General features: G+C 35.5%; 16 protein-coding genes and 1 tRNA gene. 10 read left to right on the forward strand and 7 right to left on the reverse strand.

Annotation, left to right across the window (positions count from 1 at the left end; translation table 11 throughout):
• Nucleotides 1-45 precede the first annotated feature (45 nt).
• Entirely contained in the window at nucleotides 46-1,698 is a 1,653-nt protein-coding gene (locus WD055_03445) for a hypothetical protein (GenBank protein MEX0849259.1), read from the reverse strand.
• Nucleotides 1,699-1,898: 200 nt separating this feature from the next.
• Here WD055_03445 and WD055_03450 point away from each other — a divergent pair, with 200 nt between their 5' ends.
• From WD055_03450 to WD055_03460, 3 genes are all read left to right on the forward strand, one after another.
• Complete coding sequence (locus WD055_03450) at nucleotides 1,899-2,966, forward strand: peptidyl-prolyl cis-trans isomerase (protein MEX0849260.1); 1,068 nt, start codon at nucleotides 1,899-1,901, stop codon at nucleotides 2,964-2,966.
• A 630-nt stretch (nucleotides 2,967-3,596) separates the two neighbouring features.
• On the forward strand, nucleotides 3,597-4,448 hold the full coding sequence (locus tag WD055_03455; protein ID MEX0849261.1) for a hypothetical protein: 852 nt from the start codon (nucleotides 3,597-3,599) through the stop codon (nucleotides 4,446-4,448).
• A 12-nt stretch (nucleotides 4,449-4,460) separates the two neighbouring features.
• On the forward strand, nucleotides 4,461-4,625 hold the full coding sequence (locus tag WD055_03460; protein ID MEX0849262.1) for a hypothetical protein: 165 nt from the start codon (nucleotides 4,461-4,463) through the stop codon (nucleotides 4,623-4,625).
• Here the strand turns inward: WD055_03460 and WD055_03465 are convergent.
• Together WD055_03465 and glmU are read right to left on the reverse strand one after the other, a co-directional pair.
• A complete protein-coding gene (locus WD055_03465; GenBank protein ID MEX0849263.1) occupies nucleotides 4,618-5,856 on the reverse strand; it encodes an exonuclease SbcCD subunit D in 1,239 nt (412 codons plus the stop codon). The genes WD055_03460 and WD055_03465 overlap by 8 nt on opposite strands.
• On the reverse strand, nucleotides 5,853-7,331 hold the full coding sequence (gene glmU / locus WD055_03470) for a bifunctional UDP-N-acetylglucosamine diphosphorylase/glucosamine-1-phosphate N-acetyltransferase GlmU (GenBank protein ID MEX0849264.1): 1,479 nt from the start codon (nucleotides 7,329-7,331) through the stop codon (nucleotides 5,853-5,855). Before glmU ends, WD055_03465 begins: the two co-directional genes overlap by 4 nt.
• Nucleotides 7,332-7,540: 209 nt before the next feature.
• Between glmU and WD055_03475 the strand changes: the two genes are divergently transcribed.
• From WD055_03475 to WD055_03485, 3 genes are all read left to right on the forward strand, one after another.
• A tRNA-Ser gene (locus WD055_03475) sits at nucleotides 7,541-7,629 on the forward strand.
• A gap of 32 nt (nucleotides 7,630-7,661) precedes the next feature.
• Entirely contained in the window at nucleotides 7,662-8,900 is a 1,239-nt protein-coding gene (locus tag WD055_03480; GenBank protein ID MEX0849265.1) for a hypothetical protein, read from the forward strand.
• A gap of 13 nt (nucleotides 8,901-8,913) precedes the next feature.
• Nucleotides 8,914-9,981 carry a rod shape-determining protein gene (locus tag WD055_03485; protein ID MEX0849266.1) on the forward strand — a complete coding sequence of 356 codons (1,068 nt, stop codon included), beginning with the start codon at nucleotides 8,914-8,916 and terminating at the stop codon, nucleotides 9,979-9,981.
• Nucleotides 9,982-10,260: 279 nt separating this feature from the next.
• Here the strand turns inward: WD055_03485 and WD055_03490 are convergent, their stop codons facing one another.
• Entirely contained in the window at nucleotides 10,261-11,130 is an 870-nt protein-coding gene (locus WD055_03490; GenBank protein ID MEX0849267.1) for a M48 family metalloprotease, read from the reverse strand.
• Between the two features lie 180 nt (nucleotides 11,131-11,310).
• On the opposite strand from WD055_03490, the gene rsmA reads away from it, so the two are divergent.
• Nucleotides 11,311-12,093: a 16S rRNA (adenine(1518)-N(6)/adenine(1519)-N(6))-dimethyltransferase RsmA gene (rsmA, locus tag WD055_03495; GenBank protein MEX0849268.1), complete on the forward strand. Its 783-nt coding sequence runs from the start codon at nucleotides 11,311-11,313 to the stop codon at nucleotides 12,091-12,093.
• A 1-nt stretch (nucleotide 12,094) separates the two neighbouring features.
• Here rsmA and WD055_03500 read toward each other — a convergent pair whose 3' ends face one another.
• Together WD055_03500 and WD055_03505 are read right to left on the reverse strand one after the other, a co-directional pair.
• Nucleotides 12,095-13,507, reverse strand: coding sequence for a hypothetical protein (locus tag WD055_03500; GenBank protein ID MEX0849269.1), 1,413 nt, complete (start codon nucleotides 13,505-13,507; stop codon nucleotides 12,095-12,097).
• Nucleotides 13,508-13,680: 173 nt separating this feature from the next.
• Entirely contained in the window at nucleotides 13,681-14,034 is a 354-nt protein-coding gene (locus WD055_03505; GenBank protein ID MEX0849270.1) for an FKBP-type peptidyl-prolyl cis-trans isomerase, read from the reverse strand.
• Nucleotides 14,035-14,350: 316 nt separating this feature from the next.
• Between WD055_03505 and WD055_03510 the strand changes: the two genes are divergently transcribed.
• From WD055_03510 to WD055_03520, 3 genes are all read left to right on the forward strand, one after another.
• A complete protein-coding gene (locus WD055_03510; GenBank protein MEX0849271.1) occupies nucleotides 14,351-15,037 on the forward strand; it encodes a TIGR00730 family Rossman fold protein in 687 nt (228 codons plus the stop codon).
• The gene (locus WD055_03515; protein ID MEX0849272.1) at nucleotides 15,034-15,714 is read left to right on the forward strand and encodes an LOG family protein; all 681 of its coding nucleotides are present in this window, start codon (nucleotides 15,034-15,036) and stop codon (nucleotides 15,712-15,714) included. The genes WD055_03510 and WD055_03515 overlap by 4 nt, the downstream gene beginning before the upstream one ends.
• 153 nt (nucleotides 15,715-15,867) lie before the next feature.
• The gene (locus WD055_03520) at nucleotides 15,868-16,671 is read left to right on the forward strand and encodes a hypothetical protein (protein MEX0849273.1); all 804 of its coding nucleotides are present in this window, start codon (nucleotides 15,868-15,870) and stop codon (nucleotides 16,669-16,671) included.
• Here the strand turns inward: WD055_03520 and WD055_03525 are convergent.
• Nucleotides 16,646-17,380 (reverse strand): HAD family hydrolase, encoded by a 735-nt coding sequence (locus tag WD055_03525; GenBank protein MEX0849274.1) that lies wholly within the window; start codon nucleotides 17,378-17,380, stop codon nucleotides 16,646-16,648. The two genes, WD055_03520 and WD055_03525, sit on opposite strands and share 26 nt — an antisense overlap.
• Between the last annotated feature and the right edge of the window lie 63 nt (nucleotides 17,381-17,443).

A 17,443-nucleotide genomic window follows, 5' to 3' on the forward strand; every position in this document is an offset into this window, starting at 1 on the left:
TACCTGCGCAGGCAAGAACGACTAAAAAGAGTTGATGAATTAAGATTATTTTTTTCGCCTAGATTGTCTATTGGTTTTCTTTTGCTTGGCTGATTGAAGATCATATTTTTGAAAGACACTCTGTAAAGAGCTTGCAGGTGAAGGTTGTGTCTTTTGTTCCGGAGTTGGGGAGGCTGGTTGTGTTTCACCTTTTTTTTTTTTGGATTCATCTGTTTGTGAATTGGTTTCTTGTGAAGTAGGAGTCGATTGTAAAGGGCTCGTTAAAGCATCGGCAGCGCTTTGCCCTGTAGCTTCCGGTGTACTTTGTGATTCATTGTTAGTATTTCGTTTTATTTGTACAAGTTCAAAAATTCGGGTGATCGCTTTTGCTTCAGCAATATGCTCTAGTAATCTGCGTTGATTGGTATTAGTTGAAGCATTTTTTATATAGGCATACACATTGTGTGCCACCTCATCGCTATGGCTCTCTTCTATAGTTTTTAAAATGTGATCCTTATGTTCGAGCAATAAATCTTGTTGTTCATTGTTTAAACTAGAAACAAAAAGATATATAAATTTATCGATAGGTTTTTCTTTTTTTTCATGAGCTTTAATGAATTTTATTGGTAGCATCTCTTTTTGAGGTTGTTTTTTGCTTAATATAATGTCGCCGATGAGTGCGGCATGAAGTCCACTTATGTTTTTCCAATGGTTTTCATATATGCGACAAACATCAATTGAAGGATCTGGTTGTAATAAAGTGCAGAGGACAGTCGTTAATGCACAATGGCGTGCCCATACTTGTTCATATACATGTTGAAACTCAGGTTGTTGAAATAAAGCGGCAATTTCATTTCTTTTAGATTTTGCGCCTAGCGTTTTTCCTGTTCTTGCTGCAAGGCAGAGGCGTGCAATGTAGTTTTGATAAATGGCTTTTGATTTTTTAACTTCTTGTTCGGGTGTTAGATATTTTAAACATTCTGTATAGGTAGGAATATTTTTTCCTACCCAACGATTAACTTTTTCCCATGTACAGTCGATGACAATTTTTGGTTGTGTTTCATCTATAATTTCTTCAAGCTCTTTAGAGCTTATTTTATATTCTTCCTGTTTTTCGGGTTTTTCTTCTTTCGATTCATTTTTTTCAAGCTTTTCTTTTTTAAATTCCTTAAAACTTTTCAAGCTCCACTCAAGATAACCAAATTGAGATGAATCAAGTTTAAAAAGCATCGGCTTTTTCGTTTCATTTTGTCTGAAGTGTTCTTCTTCCAAATATGCTTGTGCAGTCAGAGCAAGCAAAGGAGAGAGTGTTGCAATGTTAATTCTGCATAGCTCTTCTGCAAAACGAGGTTTATTCTCCCAAAAATTATGCTGTATATGTTTCCAATCGTAATAAGCTCGTTTACGACATTTTTCTAGTGATTGTCGAAAATCAGAAGATGCAAGTAAGCGTTTAAAAGCTGGATCATCATGTTCTAAGCTTAATGCTAATTCTGTTTGAGTTGTAACTTGATGATATAATTGAGGTGTTCCTCGGGTTTCATCTAAACAGTACAATTCTCCTCGTTGTCCGACAGAGTTCTTCAAACCATTCCACAGACGCCCTGCATAATAGCCAACTGAGCTCAATGCTCCCGGTGAATCTTCGGTGGCTGCACAATGAATCAAGTTATGAGAACAACAAGCTATAAGCGTTACGCTCAATATAATTTTTTTCAAAATAATTTCCTTGCGTTGTTATTTATTTATAACTGAAGCTGATCATAGTGTATGCAACGTTTTAATTGAAATCAACAGCTTTGGTTTTTTGTATGAATCAAAGATTGTAAAATCGGGATTCTTTGGTAGTCTTAACAGGTATAAATTAAAATGAAATTGATCAAAGTATAAAGTTCTTACAAAAATAAAGGGAATACTTTATGGATATAACTTTTAAGAAGCATTTTTGCCTGAGTTTGCTTTTGGCACCATTGGTTTTTTTATCCGGATGTTTGCCGGGTGATGACAAAACTACAGCAGCCGGTTCAAATTCAACAGCAGCAAAGTCACTCGATGATGGTTCAGAAGTGTTATTGACGATTGATGGTCGTCCAGTGATTACACTTAACAGTTTAAATGCGGAATTTGATCGTTTGTTAGAAGAGAGTCCACAATTGGCACAGGTACTGCCATTTATGCCGGATGCAAAAAGTAACTTCTTGCAAGGAATGGTTAATCAAGAGGTTGTAGATTATTATATTTCAAACAAAGGTCTTGATCGTACACCGGAATATGTCCAAGAGTTTGAAAAAACAATGGATCAAGTCAAAAAAATGCTCAACACAAAATATTTTGGTGAAAAGCATCCGGTTAAAGTTTCTGAAGCTGAAGTACGTGCATTCTATGAAGAAAACAAAAACAAACTTCCTGATTTAATGATTTCACAAGGTGGTGTAAAAGCTGAAGGTGTATCATTTAACAAAGAAGATGATGCAAAAGCATTTCTAGCAAAAGCAAAAGAGGGTAAAGCTGATTTTGAAAAAGTTGCGAAAGATGCCGGATTTGCTGATAACTATCGTGATTTCAAAATGGTAAATAATCAAAGCTTGGCAATTGATCCTGCATTGCGCTCTAAATTGGTGAGCTTAAATCGTTTCCCAACAAATGAGTTGGTAAAAGTTGGTGACATGTGGTGGGTGGTTAAAGCGCATAGCAAAGAAGAGCCTAAGTATCGTCCACTTGATGATCAACTCAAACCAAGCCTAGAAGAATATCTTAAGAAACAAAAACAGATGGAACTGTTTGAAAAAGTAATTGACGGTTACAAAAAAGAGTTTAACGTAATTGTTAATGATGAACCGTTGAAACCAAAAGCAGGTGAAAAAGCTGACAATCCATTAGCGCAAATGATGGCTGCTCAAGAAGAGACAGTTGCTGCTAATGAAACACCGGAAAGATCTGCAGTAAAAGAGTTGGCAGATGTTCAACCTGCAACACAAACGGTATAAATATAATTAAAAGATAAGTTATTTATGGATCCTTCTATAGGCTCACGACTGCGCTAAAGCTTCGACGCGCGCGCAGGATGAGTTTTTTGAAGGATCCTTTTTTTTTGAGTGCGATAATTTTAAAAAATGCGGTATACTCCTCTGCAAAGAAGAGTAAGAGACGGGATAAATGCATTTGAATTTTAATTTAAAAGACATGATGTGAAATTAATTCGCTTTATTTTGTCATCCCTGAAGGGGATCCAGCGGTGACCGGCATAATCTTGAAAAAAGACTAGATCAATAATATGTTCAAAAATTAAATTGGCATTATTAGAATGATTTATAAAAAAAATATAGATTTATTTTGGCCAAACCTTTATTGATATTACGCCGGTCACCGCTGGATCCCCTTCAGGGATGACAAAACGAGTGATTATTTCATTTATATTGAATATTATTATACAAGTAAATTTAGATGCGTTTGCTCCGAAATAAGAGGTTTTAAGTTTTTTTTCAATTAAATTTAGATTATAATTGATGGTGTTTATTTTTTAATGTTGTTATTTTGGCCTAGATCCTTTTCGCCTGTCCGCCATAGCCTTGGCGTCGACTGGGAGGATGACAAGAAGTGCCTTGGAGTTTTTAGTTATGAAAAATTTATGTATAGTTTTATTGCAAGGACTGTTCTTTTGTTTATCAGTTCATGCTCGCTATAAAGTTGATGGCATAAAATCGGTGGTTTATGGTGAAACAGAAACGCAAATAATTACTGAATCTGAAGTTGCACGTCCCGGTTTGGATGGGCAGCCAAAAACATTTGATGAGTTGATATTTGAATATTTAGTTTTTTTAGATGCAAAGCGTATTGGTGCGGTGCCTGATGGTGCTGCAATGGAAAAACATTGGGAAGAGGTAAAAAAACAGAATAAACTATCAGAAGATGATATGATGAAATTAGCTTCTCAAGCGGGTTATACATTGCAAGAGGCCAAAGCACAATTGGGTAAGATGTCGGCAATCAGTCAAATGTTTGATTTCAAAGTTCGATCAAGTTTATTTGTTCCAAAGCAAGAAGTTGAATGTTATTACAATGCACATCCGGAAGTTGAGCCGGCTGAATATGAAATTGTTCGTGCATTAGTGCCTTATTCGGATTTGGAACCAAAAAATGAAATGAAAAAACGTCTTTCTCATTTTGCAAAAACCGGAAAAGGTAATGTGCGTCTTGTATGGTCAGAGCCATTTGTGTTGATGCATGATGAAATCGCATCTGATAAACAGTATATTTATACTATGAAAATTGGGCAAACCTCTCAACCATCTGAAACCCTACAGGGCTTTGAGATGTTTAAGTTAGTGAGCAAAAAACCGGAACGTTTAGTGCCATTATCTGAACGTTATAATAAAATTGAAAATGAGCTTAAAAGTCCCAAATTTCAAGAGCTAATGGAAGCATATAAAAAAGAGTTGTATGACAAAGCAACTATTGTTATGTATTAGGCAGGAGATATAATGGTAAAAAAGAAAAAAAAATATATCGAGCCACAATTTATTAATGATAAAAGTGGTAAACCGGTAAAAGTTTATTTAACTTTAGAAGATTATAATGCTTTATTGAATAAGTTTGAAAAATTAACAAAAGTTGTTTATGGAAGTAAATCTAAAAAAATTAATTAATATTTTGCTGACTTTCAATTTCATCTTGAATTGCCAACGTTTTTTCAATCAATTCACGCTTACGTTCAACCAGTTCAGGTTTCGCTGAAAAATAACGATCAAGTAGGGTGGCAATATCCATATCAACTTTCATTGCTCCGCGTCGTTCGCGCACAACAACTTGGCGAATAGGAATAATACCTACCACAAACATAGCTTCAGTGCATAAAGCTTGAATCTCTTTTAGGTCGACATTATCTTTTTTATTTTCAGGAATATGATATAAGATTTTTACGATTGCATCTTTTAGATCATGTTTTTTAATTGCATCGAGCATTTGTTCTGTTTGTGGTTTGTCCGATGTAAGTTTGACTTCAATTTGAATGAATGGTCGTTGTGGCGTTTTAATGAATTCATGTGTTGTTTTGTTTTTTTCATGTATAGTTACGACACAAAATCCTTTATCTTCTTTCCTTTCACCAAAATCTATGCGTTCAGGCGATCCGGCATAGACAACTGAAGGGTATCCATTTTTATTCAGATCTTGGTAACGATGTAGATGACCAAGGCCAACATAATCAAACGGTTCAATTGCAAGCTGTGAAGGCAGCAATACCGGGTCAGTGCCATAAATTGCTCGTTTTTCCGATCCTGAAAAAATACCGGAACTGACCGTTAAATGTCCGGTAAATACTGCAGGAATTGTAGGATCCAACTGTTGAGCAAAATTGTTAATCAATTTGCCGACAGCTTTTGAAATATATTCAGTTAGCTCGATTGCAGATTTGAGTGCATGTTTTTTTGAAACAGAAATTGTGTTACGTGTTGGCCAAGGAATGCCTACAATTTGTACCGGTCCACTTTTTGTTTGTAATACAAATGATTTCGGTTTTGCGATTACATGAAAATGAGTTGTGGGAAATTGACCAAAAATATCAAGACTGTTTGCTTTGCCAAAGCTTAAAGGGTTGTCATGATTTCCTATAACCATAACTAAGGGAATATTTGCTTTGTGTAAGCGCAAGAAACAGCGAGTAAGTAATCGTTGCTGTGTGGGACTTGGATGGGCAGTTTTATATGCGTCACCTGCAAAAAGAAAAAAATCTACCTCTTTTTCGATTGCCACATCAATGCAAAAATTTAATGCACGTTCAAAATCAAGCAGACGGGTATGGATGCCCGTCTTGCTGTCAATTTTACCGTAGTTTTCCATGCCAAAATGGATGTCAGCTATATGAATAAATCGTATCATAAATCGTTTTCAATCGGATCATTAGAAGTTCGCACTGCACCCATAAATTCTGTTCTTTCTTTTTTAGTATCTGTTGTCTTGCAATATGTAGGTTCAGTCTGTTTTTTTTTAAACAATTTTTTTGTGTAACCTATTTTGTTCATTTGGGTTCCACGTTCAATAGCCAGTGTATCACAGGGAATATCTTTTGTAATGGTTGAACCTGCAGCAGTAAAACTATTTTGTTCGATGGTAACAGGTGCTACAATGGTGTTGTTGCTACCAATGAATACATTATCTTTGATAACGGTTTTGTTTTTATTTTTTCCATCAAAATTACAAGTAATAGTGCCGGCACCTATGTTTACTGATGTTCCAATTTCAGTATCACCAATGTAGCTTAAATGTTTTGCTTTTGAATGTGAGCCAATAGTGCTACGTTTTATTTCAACAAAATTGCCAATGATTGCAGAGTCTTCAATTATTGTTTCTTCTTGAATATGTGCAAATGGACCAACTTGACAGTTGTTTCCTACAGTTGCATTTTTTACAATAGTAAACGGCATTATTTCTGTATTATCGCCAACAACGGTCCCTTCAAGGGATGAATATTCATGAATCTTGCAGTTGTTGCCAATTTTACTGCCGTATAAAATATGAACGCCGCATCCTATATAAGTTCCAGCACCAATTTCAACATCTAAGTCTATGTGCACATTATGTGCAACTGAGAAACGTACACCATTTTCCATCCAATGTTTAATAATATTTGAGCGTTGAATCTGTTCAGCTGCCCATAATTCATGTTGATTGTTTACGCCGCGAATATGATCAAACGGTGCGATGGTTGTCGAAACGGTATAGTTGTTTTCACTTGCAATCGCTACCAAGTCGGTAATATGATATTCTGAGCTAACAGCATTTTGTTTTAAGGAAGTACTATGTTCTTCTAAAAAATCTCTTTTAATTAAATAAATGCCTGCATTAATACAGCAATGTTCTGATGTATCTTCATTAAATTCTTTTGCTTCAACAATTTTAATAGCGGAATCAGTTTTGACTACACGCCCATAACTTGTTGTTGGATCTGCATTATGAGCCATGACAAAGCTGATAGCTGCATGAGATTCGATATGTTTTGTATATAATGATTGGATGATTTCAGAAGTTATTAAGGGCATATCTCCATTTAAAACCAATATGTGTTCTTTATTCCATTGTTCTTTTGTGCAAAGGAGAGCATGCCCTGTTCCTTTGCTTTTTGCATCTTGAGTAACAAAGTCTGCTTGTTGTTTATATGTTTTTAATGTTGAGGCTATTAATTCTTTTTGATGCCCAACAACAACTGTTGTTGGAATGTTTAAGGATTTTAATAGCTTTGTGCTAAATACGATCATTGGTTGCCCGCAAATCTCTTCAATTAATTTACTACGTCCGGTTTTTAATCGAGTTGATTTGCCGGCAGCCAATACGATGGCTTGTATATTTTGTTTCATTTTACCGTCCCTTTTTTTTTGGGTTTAGAGGTGCTTGGTGAAAATACGACAAAAGAGTAGCAATTAATGCTTTATAAGTCTAATCAATGTCTACCTAAATGTTACACAAGAATTTTTTTTTATTTAGGTTATACTAAACAAGCTGATTGTCTGTTGGTTTTGCTTTGCAAAACAAGAAAATTGGGTATTATTAAATGAATTAAAATAATAGAGAGATGGCAGAGTGGTCGAATGCGGTCGCCTCGAAAGCGATTATTTCATGCAAATGGAATCGAGGGTTCGAATCCCTCTCTCTCTAAAAAAATGAGTAAGTCGCTAGGAAGTCTAAATATGTCACGTACAACGAAGTTTTTTGTAATTAGTTTTTTGTTTGTTATCGGTAACACGCACGCAACAATTTTTGATAATCGTTTTATTCCATTTTTACAACGACCATATATTGTAGTGCCGGGAAGGTCATCGCATAGTTCGTTTGATGTTTTTTTTGCAACAGCGAGTAAAGCATTTGGAAAATTTGATCGTGAAATCGGTATTCCGGAATTGACTGGGGAATATAATCAACAGTCTGTTGCCCGTTCATTTGTGGCACTTGGTTGCCCTAATCCATTGCCATCAGAATTTCAACGAAAAAAAATTATATGGAATTCAGAAGGAAAGTTAGAAGCTCAAGGATTCGAGTTTTCCTTGCGCAAAAAACTTTTTAAAGAGTATTACCTAGGTTTCTATGGATACTTTATGCGTGTTGATACTACATCAGAATTTTTCTTAAATTTAAACGAATCAGATTTGTCACTTTCATTGCCGCGCGGTGATCGACTATTGTTAGATCGTGTACGGCGTGGCATGAATGTAATGGCGTCTTTGAGAACAGGAGACCATGCATCACAAACCGGGTTTGGTGATTTAGATGTGTATTTTATGTGGCAACGTAACTGGGATTATAAGCTTAAGTTTCGCAGTATTTGGGCGCAAGCAAGTGTTGGAGCACTTTTGCCTGCAGGCCAATCAAAACAAATTGATGAACCCACATCGATACCATTTGGTGGAGATGGATTTTGGGGGGCATATCTTGAAGGACAAGCTGAATTTGAACTAAAAGAAGATTGGAAAGCCGGTGCATTTATGCGAATAAGCAAACGTTTTTCACGCACAAAGCTTGAACGTGTACCATTGAATTGCGAACCGTTTCAATTTAGTCCATTTATTAGTGAAGTCGATGTGAATCCGGGTCCAACATTTGTAGCAATGGGTTGGGCAAATTTTGAGAATATTCACAAAGGTTTGGGCATGCGCGTATTACTTACCATTCGTCGTCACTGGCAAGATTCATGGAACTTACAATGTTGCCCTCCAATGTGTGATATTGATCAATGTTCAATTGAAGAAGAGACAAGTTGGGGTTCTGATTATATTACCTTGAATGTTTTTTATGATTTTGGTAAGACAAAAGTGTGCCGTAGCTTTGAGCCAATTGTCTTTTTTGCATGGGATGTTCCTTCTAATCTGCTTGAAACGGTAAGAGCACTGAAAACCAATAAAATTGTGTTGGGTGTTGAATTTAGTTTTTAATAAAGGGTGAGTAATGAAGGATGGCATGGACAAATTGAAGAAATTTTTTCCTGCAACAAAACTGTTTCAGATTTTTTCAAATGATTTAGCAATTGATTTAGGTACTGCAAATACGGTGGTTTATGTACGCAATAAAGGTATTGTATTAGATGAACCTTCGGTTGTTGCGGTCAAATCAGATTCATATCAAGTATTGGCTGCAGGAAAAGCAGCAAAAGAGATGCTTGGCAAAACTCCTGAGAGCATTGTAGCAAGTCGTCCGTTGCGTGATGGCGTAATTGCTGATTTTAAGTTAGCTGAAAGTATGTTGCGTTATTTCATTCGTGCCGTACACAATGATCGCCGCACATTGGTACGACCACGAATGATTATTGGTGTGCCATCAGGTATTACACAAGTTGAACGACGTGCAGTTGAAGATTCTGCAAAACAAGCGGGTGCGCGTGAAGTGTATACCATTATGGAACCGATGGCAGCAGCAGTTGGTGCAGGGTTACCCATTCAGGAACCTTGTGGCAGTATGATTGTTGATATTGGTGGTGGAACGACTGAAGTTGCCGTTATCACACTCAAAGATGTAGTGTATTGCAAATCAGTGCGTGTTGGCGGTGATGAAATGGATCGTGCAATTGTGCAATATGTAAAGCGTAAATATAATTTGTTAATTGGTGAGCGAACAGCAGAAAAAATTAAAATGAATATTGGTTCTGCATTATTACCAAAAGATTCTGAACAGGAAAGTATGGATGTTAAGGGACGAGATTTAGTAACCGGAGTACCCAAAACTATAACTTTAACAGCACCTGAAGTGAACGAAGCACTACTTGAGACTATTGCAAACATTGTAGAAGGTGTACGTGTTGCGCTTGAAAATACACCACCTGAATTGTCATCAGATTTGGTCGATAGTGGGATTGTCTTGGCAGGTGGAGGTGCGTTATTACGTGGCTTGGCAGATTTGATTGCAAAAGAAACCGGTCTGCCGACTCGTGTTGCTGAGGATCCATTGCTATGCGTAGTTAAAGGTGCAGGTAAAGTTTTGGAAGAACTTGATGCATTTCGTGATGCATTAATGAAATAACTCACCTTACGCAAAATTATTTTTTACTTTTTTCAATAAATGTGAACATTTTTTTAAAAATTTTTTGTATAGCAATGATCATTATAGATGAAAGTAGTTTACCCATTTTGTCATCAAGTTAACAACATACTTGATGACAAAATGGGTAAACTACTTTGTTTTTTCACTTCGATTATTATCACATACTATTTGAAAACTGTGTGATAATAATTTTAAAAAGAGTTTCTTCTAAAATAAGTTATTAAATTTGTGAGTGCGTAAGATGAGTGAAGTAATATATTATTCTTCAACAACTTCATCCATTTCTTCCAGTCTTTTTGCAAATCGATTTATACGGCTCATATCGCTCGGATGATCATTATGTAATAGTTCATAAAGAGATGAAGGCTTTGGATCTATGTGAGCATAGAAAGTGAGGTATTTTATTATTTCTTTTATTTCATCTCTGTGTACTATAGCTTCATCAGCACGTTTTTCCTGATGCCGTCTATTTGCAAAAAAAATGAGTTTGTTTATTTCATTGAGTCCCAGTCCGGATATTACTTTTGTAAACATTCCGTGTTTTATGATTTGATAAAGGGGTTTATATCTAGATAAAAGTAATGTTCCTATGGGGATTGGAAAGCAAGAAGCTATCATTTTTTTAACATCTTTGTTTTTTATATGTGCTGCCTCATGAGCTAGAATAGCTTTTGAGCATGTTAAATAATCTTGATATGTCCACTTTTCGTAGACAGAACAATCCTGAGATTCTTTTGTTAATGTATAATAAGGCCGATTTGTAGGGTCTGTTTTTAGGATATGATCTAGTATCTTGGCTTCTTCTTGAGCAAGAGTGACCTTAGTGCCATTAGTAGCATATTCGCTTGATTTTTCTTTTGTTATATGGACTTTTATTTTTTCAGGCTTTTCGACATTTTCTCTTTCTAGTATTGTGTGGACAAAATCTTTAATAAGAGGTGGTGCAGGATGAGTATTATCTTCTCTCATTGCTATAATGCCACCTACTGCCATTTGACTGGCTAGTGCAAAATGAATGCTGGTGCCTAATTCTGACCATATTCGTTTTGCATGATGCATAGCATATAAAGGAGAAGACAATGTTCCTATTGCGAGACCAAAAAATAGAGTTTTTTTAAAAATATGCATAATGAACCTTCAGGTAATATGTATGTTTTTCTATATATATATAACATTATATAGTATCATGCATGGAAATAATGTTAATCAGTAATTTTTGCGCATAAGTGGATTGCAAAGCTTATCTGATCACTGTACACTGTGTATATTAGCAAAATGGATCTTAAATCAATGTAGGGGTTGGCACACGTGGCTCACGGCAAATTTCAGGATATTTTTCTCAAAAAGAAATATGGTCAACATTTTTTAACTGATCAAAGAGTTGTTGATCATATGATTGATGCTGTTGAAATTAATAATGCGTCGGTTATTGAGATTGGTCCGGGGGGTGGGTTTTTAACTAAATCTATTTTGCAATGTCCCATTGCTCGCCTATGGGCATTTGAAATCGATCCTGATTGGGCAGGATATATTACTGAAACCTATTCATGCAAAGAGTTAACGGTATTTCATGAAAATTTCTTGGATATCGATTTTTCTATGTTTGATGAGCATAAGCCTTGGACGGTGCTTGCCAATTTACCTTATCAAGTTACATTTCCTATTTTACATCGATTTCAACAGCATCGTCATCTGCTCAAAGAGGGTGTTGTGATGGTGCAAGAAGAGGTTGCACAAAAAATAGTCAAAACAAAAGGACGTGGCTATGGTTTTCCATCATTGTTTTTTCAACATTTTTTTGATTGGAAATTGATGGATAAAATTCCACCAACAGCATTTAATCCGCCACCAAAAGTATTTTCTCGTCTTTTATATTTTAAAACAAAACAAAATGTTCCTGAAATTGAAAATGAAGCAGAATTTTGGAAATTTATTAAAATTTGCTTTAAACAGCCACGACGTACATTGCGTAACAACTTAATGCAATCGCATTATGATATGAATAAGCTTTCAGAGGAGCTGCTCAATCAACGTGCACAGCAACTGGATATGAAGGATCTACTCGTTATTTGGCATGATTTGAATAAGTAAGTTACGAAATTAATGTTGCGCTAAATGGGTGTCGCTTTTTCTTTCGGTATTTGCGTTCAGCACGACGGCGCCTTTTGCGTCCTTTATATATTAAATCTCGTTTTTCTTTATCTTGTCTTGCTTTTTCGAGTGATGCTTCGATATGTTCATCATATTCTTCAATATCGTAGCAATCCGGAATACATGGTTTGACCATCTCTTTGAGTTTGTTTATTGTTTGTTTATTGAAAAATTCAACGATGGTTACATCTTTCCATGATTTTTGATTCTTGATAATCATATGCTCATATTCAGGGCGAATATCCATGATGATTGGTTGTTTAGGGTTTGGTGCTTGTGCGCGGCATAAATTTTGATTTATTTGATCAAGAAGATATGGAAGGAAAATCATGAATGGTAGTGGTTCTAAAATAAAATTTTGGCGATAATTCGCAGGGGTCCATCCATAAAACCATAATTCAATATGGCCTGGTGAGGCATCACGGAAACGTTTTGATTTTCCTGAAATGCTTGGAACATCATTTGGGTTAAAGCAGGGCAGTTCAGTACGATGTTTTCCTTGTACTGAACGTGTCATACGCAGTTGAATTTGAGTCAATTTCTCAGGTAACTTAAAATATTTTCGCTCACTAAATCGACGTCGTGAAAAGAAACGTTTTGTGGAGAAAAAATCTAATTTTTGTATGCGATCGCCACGAGAATATATTTGATAAGCACGTTTGAAGATTGGATCTGCAAGTAAAAAATCAGTTTCACATTGAATTGGCGCACCAAGCATAATGAGTTCATCAATCTTTATTGTTTGATCAACATCTTCATTTTGGCGTACGGCACCTAAATTAAGGCATACATTGCCACCATGACTATAGCCAATTACGCGCACTTCAGGATCGATTCCTTGAGCACGAAACTTAGTGACTTCCGCTGTTATGCTTCGATACAGTGGAATTGCATCATAATATCTAATGCGTGTACTGAGAAGTCCGTACCAACCATAGGTATAATAATGATTATCATAATTACAGTGTGGATTGGTTAATTTTTCAATCATATTAAATTGACGCGCAACGAGCCCAGATGCATATCCTTTTTCAATGCGATCAGGATCAACTTTATGTAATCCAATTTCTTGCATAGCTTGATTTTTAAAGAAAAAATCATCTTCGCGCATATACTTTACGGTTTCAGAATATAAGGTTTCTTCAATACGATCGGTAATGAAACGCATAAAATTAGAAAATGAAAGATGCGGCTTGATGCTCATGATGCCATGCACAAAGAAGGTAAGACGAACTTTGTTGTTTGTAGAGATATTGATATTGGGACAACAAACATTTGCAATGGTGCTATGTGTAGAGGTGTACAATGTTGTGCATAAGAAATAGAGAAGATAGTAAATATGTAATTGTTTCACAATGATTCCCCTATAGCCCTTTTTTTTATATCATATCTTTACGTATTCATTTTAAGTATATTGAAAAAATATAAAAATTTCAAATAGGAATCTAAAACTTAAATAAATAGTTGAACTATAGGGAAAACTGTGATTATTTTATTAAACGCTTTTTTTACATAGAACGTTTAATTTTAAGCTTTTAATAATTCTACGTCAAAAATTAATGTAGCGTTAGGTGGAATGACTGCACCTGCTCCACGTTGACCATAGCCAAGTTCTGCCGGAATAATCAAACGACGTTTTTCACCAACTTTCATGCCGACAACACCTTCGTCCCAACCTTTAATGACTTGTCCCATACCTAAAAGGAATTGGAAAGGTTGGTTGCGATCAACACTGCTATCAAATTTTGAGCCCTGTTTACCGTTTTCATCAAGCCAACCGGTGTAATGTACGGTTACCATTGTGCCTTTTTTTGCTACATCAGCATTTTCAGGGGCTTGAGTGAGGATTTCGTATTGTAATCCTGAATTAGTAGTGGTCATATGTCGTGTTGCTCCTTGTTCTTTTTGAGTGACTTGTGGTATGTCGTTTTTTTGTTCTTGCAGGCAACCACTCAACGAACTTAAAAATGTTAGTCCATATAAAATATCTGTCTTTTTCATTATTAATCCTCATTAATTTGTTCATTAATTCTTTTAAAAAGAGCATAACTTAACTCATAAAATGTGCAAGTAATAGTTGTTTATTTAAATAAAAAAATAAATTTAGTACAAAACTCTCGTATTTAATTTTTGCATTGTTTTATGCTGTATGGCAGTAAAATAAATAAACATTTTCAAGTCGGATAGAGGGTATGGCATGTTTTTGTTGCAGCGGTTAGGTGGTTGTATTTCATTATGGTTCAGTTTAATGCGTGTTTCATATCAGATAGTTTATGGTTATTTTCGTTTGCAAAAGTTGCCCCATCCAATGGTTACCATTTTTGGGGGAGCTCGTGCATTACAAACAGATGATTATGCCGAATTGGCTCATGAGTTGGGGCAACGGCTTGCAAAAGCCGGGATTTCAGTCGTGACAGGAGGTGGTTCAGGCATTATGGAAGCAGCGAGTTGTGGTGCGACTAATGAAAAAAATGGTGGTTCATCCATTGGTATTGGTGTAAAGGGTTTGGGCGAAGGTCAAAATCCATGCGTAAAAGAATATTTTATATTGGATTATTTTTTTGCACGTAGATGGTTGTTAACACGTTATTCGGACGGGTTTATTGTTTTTCCCGGTGGCTATGGAACTTTAGATGAGTTGACAGAATTGCTTACTTTGATACGGACAAAAAAATTGCCTGTTTCGCCGATTGTTTTAATTGGTATCGAGTACTGGCAGCCGTTTATGGATTGGCTGAAAAAAGAGGTGTTAGGGCATCGTTTTATTATTGAAGAACATTTAGAAATTTTTGTATTAACTGATGATATACAAGAGGCGTTTGATATTGTGCATGATTTTTGTCGACCGATCATGAGCGAAAAAGATAAAAAGGATAAGAAATGAAAATTTCATGCGTTAAACATGGTAGCTATCTGTTTTTTAACGCGATTAAGCTTGGTTTTCAAATGATGCGTGGTGCATGTATGCTTGCAAAAGTGCGCATGCCGATTATCACCATATTCGGAGGTCAGCAAGCAAAAGAAAATTCTGTATATTATAAACAGGCGTATGAGCTTTCAAAACGTCTCGCAGAGCATTCAATCTCTACAGTTACCGGCGGCGGTCCAGGGATTATGTTTGCAGCAAGTTGTGGCTCCAAAGATGGTAAACAAAATGATGACAAACTGAACACACTTGGCATAGCAGTTCATGGTGTTGATGATGACTTTGAAAATAAATGTAGCCCAGTGTTTTGGGTAAATTATTTCTTTATTCGTAAATGGCTAATGGTTCGTTATTCATTAGGCATTGTAGTATTTCCCGGTGGCGTAGGAACTGTAGATGAACTGTTCGATGTGCTTAATTATATGAAACATAAACGTGTCCCACCGATTCCATTAGTGCTTGTTGGTATTGATTATTGGCAGCCGCTTATTGATTGGATGGAGCATAAAGCAATTGCTCAAGGGTATATGAAAAAATATTATCTTGATTTTTTTATATTGGTAGATACTGCTGATGAAGCATTTGCGATTGTGCATCGTGTATGTGATCAATATAAAGATCATATTGCCAAATAATTTAAAAAAACACCGTTGAGTATCTTGATGTCCGTTATTCTTAATGATTCCTAAAAATTGTTGCATTAAAGATTGTGTGTTATGTTAAATAATGTAATGCGTTGTTTTATATTGTACTCAATTTAAGATTTAACAGATGAGAAAAGGAATAATGTGATTGGATCTGTAGGTACGATATTTATTTTTCTTTTTTTTATCACGCATTGTACTGATAATGCAGATGAATCATTGCTTTTAAATGTTGTGGACAAAATGCGAAGCGATCTGCTTAAGCATCCTCTTGATAAGTTGCCTACTACCCAAAAAAATAAAAATTATGAGGTGAAAGTGTATAATCATTTTGATGTGAAGCTTCACCTTCGTATTGAAGAAGCTTATAGGTTTGCCTACGGATTAGTTGACTTATCATTGGAATTTAAAAACATAGACAAACAGGGTGTGCGATGCAATCATACGGGTATAATGTTGGCATTTTTAAGTTATAACATGATGCTATGTGAAATTCCTGTTTCTCGGAGGTCAAAAAGGAGGTTGTTATCGCTTTTTAAAGTTTATAAAAAACATTTGTCTGATAGTTATGAATTACTTGATCCATACGTAGGGTTTCAGCGTAATGCGTTATCTATTCGAGATTCTAAAAAAATGGAAAATAAAGAAAAGCTCTTTGATCAGTATATGCAGCGTAGGAAAATTACTCATGCTTTACGTGAAAATTTAGCTCAATATAAAACAGAGATGGATAAAGTTAGCGTATTAGTACAAAATAAAAAACCGTTTGAAAGAGGCCGCAGGAAGCATAAAAAATCCAATGAAGAAAAAGTAGATAGGGCTCCTGTATTAATACAAGTTAAGAAAGCAAAAAAAGCAGGTCATACAAAACATAAAGAACCGCGCAAAAAGACAAAAAGTAAAAAGCTTACTAATAAGTACACTAAACGGATATGTGTAACTTCTTAAGGCGTTCTTGTAATTGTTTTGCATTCTTAAATGTAATGCCTATAATTCCGAAAGGTAGGCCGCCACAAATGTTTTTTTCTTTGTCGTCTACAAGAATCATGTTTTTAGTATTATCAGTTTCATTGAGTAATCGTTCATATATTTTAGGGTTGGGTTTACTCGTGTAATGTGTTTCAGGTGTTGCGATAATGATGTAGTTAAACATGTGAAAAAGATCATGGTGACTTGGTTCTAAATCATTAAAAATGAGTTGTCCGATATTAGAAAGGACAGCGAGTTCATATCCTTGTTGCTTGAGATTTTTTACAATCTGAATGGTTTTGGGATTGGGGCGTTGTTTATTGGCAATTTCAATGAGTAATGGCAAAGCATCTTTTATGTCTTTGTAGTGGTGAGCCAGATACATAAAGAATGATTCAGGAACCGGTCGGCGATACATCAATTTGAGAAGGTCCCATATTAAGCAAGGGTTTATTAATGCACGCATTAATTTCCATTTAAGTGGGCTACGTAAAAAAGTCATGAACATTGTGAAGTATTCATGATTGAACAGTACGCCATGTAAATCGAACACGACCATTGTGTTGTCCGGTCCGATAGGAAGTGCATCTTTAATATTTTGTTTATTTGTTCTATATGATTTTATATATGAAAGTCCAAATGTGAATGCAAATGAACAGATCATTGGCGTGAAAATAAATAATAACACGTTTTGCCCCTTTGAATATTGATACCAAAAAAGAGTATATCAGGTTTAGTTTAAAAAGAGTAA

Source organism: Candidatus Dependentiae bacterium (assembly GCA_040878395.1).
Taxonomy (GTDB): Bacteria; Babelota; Babeliae; order Babelales; family Vermiphilaceae; genus JAKBEL01.

Bases quoted from the DNA above. Each gene is read 5' to 3' on its own strand.
- WD055_03510 (MEX0849271.1), top strand. From the start codon at position 14,351: ATGTTTTTGTTGCAGCGGTTAGGTGGTTGTATTTCATTATGGTTCAGT.
- WD055_03505 (MEX0849270.1), bottom strand. From the start codon at position 14,034: ATGACCACTACTAATTCAGGATTACAATACGAAATCCTCACTCAAGCC.
- glmU (MEX0849264.1), bottom strand. From the start codon at position 7,331: ATGAAACAAAATATACAAGCCATCGTATTGGCTGCCGGCAAATCAACT.
- WD055_03480 (MEX0849265.1), top strand. From the start codon at position 7,662: ATGTCACGTACAACGAAGTTTTTTGTAATTAGTTTTTTGTTTGTTATC.
- WD055_03450 (MEX0849260.1), top strand. From the start codon at position 1,899: ATGGATATAACTTTTAAGAAGCATTTTTGCCTGAGTTTGCTTTTGGCA.
- WD055_03515 (MEX0849272.1), top strand. From the start codon at position 15,034: ATGAAAATTTCATGCGTTAAACATGGTAGCTATCTGTTTTTTAACGCG.
- WD055_03465 (MEX0849263.1), bottom strand. From the start codon at position 5,856: ATGATACGATTTATTCATATAGCTGACATCCATTTTGGCATGGAAAAC.
- WD055_03455 (MEX0849261.1), top strand. From the start codon at position 3,597: ATGAAAAATTTATGTATAGTTTTATTGCAAGGACTGTTCTTTTGTTTA.
- WD055_03460 (MEX0849262.1), top strand. From the start codon at position 4,461: ATGGTAAAAAAGAAAAAAAAATATATCGAGCCACAATTTATTAATGAT.
- WD055_03490 (MEX0849267.1), bottom strand. From the start codon at position 11,130: ATGCATATTTTTAAAAAAACTCTATTTTTTGGTCTCGCAATAGGAACA.
- WD055_03485 (MEX0849266.1), top strand. From the start codon at position 8,914: ATGAAGGATGGCATGGACAAATTGAAGAAATTTTTTCCTGCAACAAAA.